This window comes from Xenorhabdus lircayensis (assembly GCF_016306625.1).
GTDB classification, from domain to species: Bacteria; Pseudomonadota; Gammaproteobacteria; order Enterobacterales; family Enterobacteriaceae; genus Xenorhabdus; species Xenorhabdus lircayensis.
Map to the genome: position 1 here is coordinate 1 of NZ_JACOII010000079.1, position 4,406 is coordinate 4,406.

The window sequence follows — 4,406 nt, forward strand, 5'->3', positions numbered from 1 at the left end:
AGAGTAGGGAACTGCCAGACATCAATTTATAAGTGTTGCCAAATAGGCAACACTTTTTAATTTAGAACTTGTTATTTTAGCACTTGCTGATATGGCTCAGTTGGTAGAGCACACCCTTGGTAAGGGTGAGGTCCCCAGTTCGAATCTGGGTATCAGCACCATGAATAATATGTTCGGCAAATAAAACAGAATTTGCTTGGCGGCAACAGCGCGGTGGTCCCACCTGACCCCATGCCGAACTCAGCAGTGAAACGCCGTAGCGCCGATGGTAGTGTGGGGTCTCCCCATGCGAGAGTAGGGAACTGCCAAGCTTTTATACCCAGTCAAAAGGCCACTCATACGAGTGGCCTTTTGCATTTATAATGTTTTTTCAATAACATATAAGCATGGTTAATTACTGGCTTATCTTTCAAATGTAGAGTCTGATAGACTACGACCAAATTACCTATCGAGCTTGAAGTGAATGTCTGTCTGTCAATCTACCCAACTAAAAGCGTTCAACACATTTAGCATTTCAGCCCGTGCTGAGCATATCGGTATAGCAACCTCTATTGAATCTCTCCTGTCCTTATGGCAAGAAGCTATGAGAAAAGATCATCCCATTTTACTATTGGGAGGAGGAAGTAATATCCTCTTAACCGAAAATTTTAACGGTACTGTGATACTAAACCGTATTCTTGGTATCGACATAAAAGAGTCGGATACTGCATGGCATATTCATGTTGGTGCAGGTGAAAATTGGCATGAGCTGATTACTCATTTACTTAAGCAACAAATCCATGGCTTGGAAAATTTAGCGTTGATCCCTGGAAATGTAGGTTCTGCTCCTATTCAGAATATCGGGGCATATGGAATTGAATTTAAGCATGTCTGTGAGTATGTGGATTTTGTCGAACTGAAAACTGGAAATTCAATTCGTCTAATGACAAATGAGTGCCAATTTGCGTATAGAGACAGTATTTTCAAACATCAATATAAAGATGGTTACGCTATTACAGCAGTCGGTTTACGTTTAAATAAGGAATGGGAACCAACATTAACTTATGGTGGCTTGGCTCAGTTTTCGCGAGAAGATGTTACACCAGAGCAAATATTCAATACTGTGTGTGAAATGCGCCAGAGCAAATTACCAGATCCTGCGGTGATGGCTAATGCAGGAAGTTTCTTTAAAAATCCAATTGTTTCGACTGAATTAGCGCAGAAAATTCAATCTGAGTATCCAGATTGTCCTCAGTATCATAATGAACATAGCGTAAAGATTGCTGCGGGATGGCTTATCGATCAATGCCACTTGAAAGGCTACTCTATTGGTGATGCGGCCGTGCATACGAAACAAGCACTGGTATTGATCAATAAAGGAAATGCAACGGGGCAGGATATTGTTACCTTGGCTGCTTACGTGCATAACAAAGTAGCGGAAAAATTTAATATTTTCTTAGAGCCTGAGGTACGCTTCATTGGTAGTGAGGGGGAGATAGACGCAGTGGAGTGTATTTCATGAAAGATATTAGTACCCCGTTAAAATTAATTAAAGTGTTATCTGATGGTGAAATTCATTCAGGACAGCAACTTGGCCAAGGATTGGGAATGAGCCGTGCGGGAATTAATAAACATATTCAGACTATTCGTGAATGGGGGGTAGAAATTTTAACACTCCCAGGTAAGGGTTATCGTTTTCCAGCCCCAATGAATCTTCTTGATAAAGAAATTATTACTAATTATCTTCCAAACGATCGCATTGAAGTTATACCTGTTATTGATTCTACCAATCAGTATTTGCTGGAGAAACTAGCAGAGCTCGCTTCAGGCGATGCTTGTGTTGCAGAATACCAGTATGCTGGTAGAGGGCGTCGTGGCAGACAGTGGGTTTCTGCTTTTGGCAGAAATTTATATTTGTCCATGTATTGGTGCTTGGAACAAGGGCCTGCGGCGGCAATTGGCTTAAGTTTGGTTGTCGGAATTGTGATCGCAGAAGTCCTAAATTGTCAGGGAGCTGAAAGAGTCAAAGTAAAATGGCCTAATGACTTATATCTGGATGATAAGAAACTGGCGGGCATATTGGTCGAACTGACAGGAAAAACGGGAGATGCAGCCCAGATAGTTATCGGAATAGGCATGAATATTTCGATGAGCAGCGAACAGCAGAAATCGATTAATCAACGGTGGACTAACTTACAGCAAGCGAGAATTACTGTTGAGCGGAATAAATTGATTGCTGAAATTATTGTCGAGCTTAAAAAAGCATTAATTCAGTTTGAAAATGAAGGATTATCTCCTTTTATTTCTCGATGGCACAACTTAGATAATTTTATTAATCGTCAAGTGAAATTAATTATTGGTGATCAGGAAATTCATGGGACAGCTCGTGGAATTGATCAACAAGGAGCACTATTGCTTGATATCAATGGTGTTATTACGCCTTACATTGGTGGTGAAATTTCCTTGAGGGGTTGTTGAGCACAAAGCCGGAAATATTTCCGGCTGTTTGCTTTATTTTCTTAATCTGACACTTTCGATCGTGTGATTAGTTCCTTTCGTCATAATCAAGCTAGCACGTTCTTTAGTTGGTAAAATGTTTTGTTGTAAGTTTAATCCGTTAATTTCCCGCCAAATACTTGATGCGACTTTTACCGCATCTTCTGTCGTTAGCTTAGAATAGTTGTGGAAATAGGAATCTGGATCTGAAAAAGCACCTTGTCGGAACTTAAGGAAACGACTGATGTACCATTGTTCGAGTAACTCTTCTGATGCATCAACATAAATGGAAAAGTCAACAAAATCAGATACAAATACATGGTGTGGCTCATGTGGATAATCCATGCCACTTTGTAGTACGTTTAAGCCTTCAAGGATCAGAATATCCGGCCTTTCAATGATAAGTTGTTCATTGGGGACAATATCATAGCTTAGGTGGGAATATACTGGCGCAATAACCTTTTCAGCACCGGATTTTATGTCGGCGACGAATTTGACTAGGTTGCGCATATCATAGGATTCAGGGAACCCCTTTTTTTTCATTAAGCCACGTTCATTTAATACATTATTAGAGTGCAAAAAGCCGTCTGTTGTCACTAGCTTAACACGGCGATGTTCGGGCCAGCGGCTTAGTAATGCCTGTAATAAGCGCGCAGTTGTACTTTTTCCGACAGCAACACTGCCCGCGATACCAATAATGTAAGGTACTTTTTGTTCATCTGTCCCTAAAAATTGTTCGAGAACAGCTTGTCGCCGTAAATTGGAACTAATATAAAAATTGAGTAGGCGTGACAATGGAAGATAAATTTCAATCACTTCATCTATTGAGATTTCTTCATTAATCCCTTTTAAAGCAGCAACTTCTTCTTCTGTTAATGTTAAAGGCACCGAGTCACGCAATGTTGCCCAATGTTCACGATCAAATTGTAAATATGGAGTCGTCAAAAAAGATTCTTTCTTATTCATAAGCCAACATCTGCCTGTCTATGCAGGTTGGACAGGTTGTTGAGAACACCCGTATCCGACAAAAAATAAATCTCATCATATCGGTTGCGTTATCTCAGGCGTAGAATTTTTTATGATTTTAGTAAATTTTTTGATGGGAAATACAAAAATGTAAAAAAATATTCCATTTTCTGTGGTTGTCTTTAGTGTCCATTCTCTTTTTTTCATAAGAAAGAACTAAAGTGATACAAATGTATTTTTCAGTTCCTCTACTGCAGAATCTTTTTGTTTAATATTTAATCTAAAATCGCTTAAAAAACCATCAATATTATTGGATGTGGCTGTTTTATGGGCGAAAGAGAAAAAAAAACAATTTTTCTGTTGCATCGTGGACCAACACTACCTAAAATGCGCAGCACTTGATGCCGGCATAGCTCAGTTGGTAGAGCAACTGACTTGTAATCAGTAGGTCCCGAGTTCGACTCTTGGTGCCGGCACCATTAAAAATTTGGAAAGGTGGGGTTCCCGAGCGGCCAAAGGGAGCAGACTGTAAATCTGCCGTCACAGACTTCGAAGGTTCGAATCCTTCCCCCACCACCATTAACCAGTTTTCATCTTGAGTGTTCTGCTCGAGTTTTACTCCAGACAAAATACTTGAGATACAAGATACAGCTGATTAAACTCAGGTAGCCGAGTTCATGCGGGCATCGTATAATGGCTATTACCTCAGCCTTCCAAGCTGATGATGCGGGTTCGATTCCCGCTGCCCGCTCCAAGATGTGCTGATATAGCTCAGTTGGTAGAGCACACCCTTGGTAAGGGTGAGGTCGGCAGTTCGAATCTGCCTATCAGCACCATTTCCCCTGTTCTTGCCTCCTGATTTTCTTCCTGTAAATATCTAACAAGCAACTGCTTGGTTGATGTGGTGAAACCACCGATTCCGTGTCTTAGAGGGACAACCTAATGTCTAAAGAAAAGTTTGAACG

General features: G+C 40.6%; 3 protein-coding genes, 5 tRNA genes and 1 rRNA gene. 8 read left to right on the top strand and 1 reads right to left on the bottom strand.

Annotated features, from left to right (window positions below):
* The first annotated feature begins 85 nt into the window (after positions 1-85).
* The 4 genes from H8A87_RS19065 to birA all read left to right on the top strand — a co-directional run bounded on the left by H8A87_RS19065 (position 86) and on the right by birA (position 2,457).
* Positions 86-161, top strand: a tRNA-Thr gene (locus tag H8A87_RS19065).
* A 34-nt stretch (positions 162-195) separates the two neighbouring features.
* A 5S ribosomal RNA gene (rrf, locus tag H8A87_RS19070) occupies positions 196-311 on the top strand.
* Positions 312-463: 152 nt separating this feature from the next.
* Complete coding sequence (gene murB / locus H8A87_RS19075; RefSeq protein ID WP_198691469.1) at positions 464-1,501, top strand: UDP-N-acetylmuramate dehydrogenase; 1,038 nt, start codon at positions 464-466, stop codon at positions 1,499-1,501.
* Positions 1,498-2,457: a bifunctional biotin--[acetyl-CoA-carboxylase] ligase/biotin operon repressor BirA gene (birA, locus tag H8A87_RS19080; RefSeq protein WP_198691470.1), complete on the top strand. Its 960-nt coding sequence runs from the start codon at positions 1,498-1,500 to the stop codon at positions 2,455-2,457. Before murB ends, birA begins: the two co-directional genes overlap by 4 nt.
* Before the next feature lie 33 nt (positions 2,458-2,490).
* On the opposite strand, the gene coaA is transcribed toward birA, so the two are convergent.
* Entirely contained in the window at positions 2,491-3,441 is a 951-nt protein-coding gene (gene coaA, locus H8A87_RS19085; RefSeq protein WP_198691471.1) for a type I pantothenate kinase, read from the bottom strand.
* Positions 3,442-3,844: 403 nt separating this feature from the next.
* On the opposite strand from coaA, the gene H8A87_RS19090 reads away from it, so the two are divergent.
* From H8A87_RS19090 to H8A87_RS19105, 4 genes are all read left to right on the top strand, one after another.
* Positions 3,845-3,920: transfer RNA gene (locus tag H8A87_RS19090), tRNA-Thr, on the top strand.
* A 15-nt stretch (positions 3,921-3,935) separates the two neighbouring features.
* Positions 3,936-4,020: transfer RNA gene (locus H8A87_RS19095), tRNA-Tyr, on the top strand.
* Positions 4,021-4,120: 100 nt separating this feature from the next.
* Positions 4,121-4,195: transfer RNA gene (locus tag H8A87_RS19100), tRNA-Gly, on the top strand.
* Between the two features lie 6 nt (positions 4,196-4,201).
* Positions 4,202-4,277: transfer RNA gene (locus H8A87_RS19105), tRNA-Thr, on the top strand.
* Positions 4,278-4,406 lie beyond the last annotated feature (129 nt).

Coding starts and splice junctions, on each gene's coding strand:
- murB (WP_198691469.1), top strand. CDS start 464: ATGTCTGTCTGTCAATCTACCCAACTAAAAGCGTTCAACACATTTAGC.
- birA (WP_198691470.1), top strand. CDS start 1,498: ATGAAAGATATTAGTACCCCGTTAAAATTAATTAAAGTGTTATCTGAT.
- coaA (WP_198691471.1), bottom strand. CDS start 3,441: ATGAATAAGAAAGAATCTTTTTTGACGACTCCATATTTACAATTTGAT.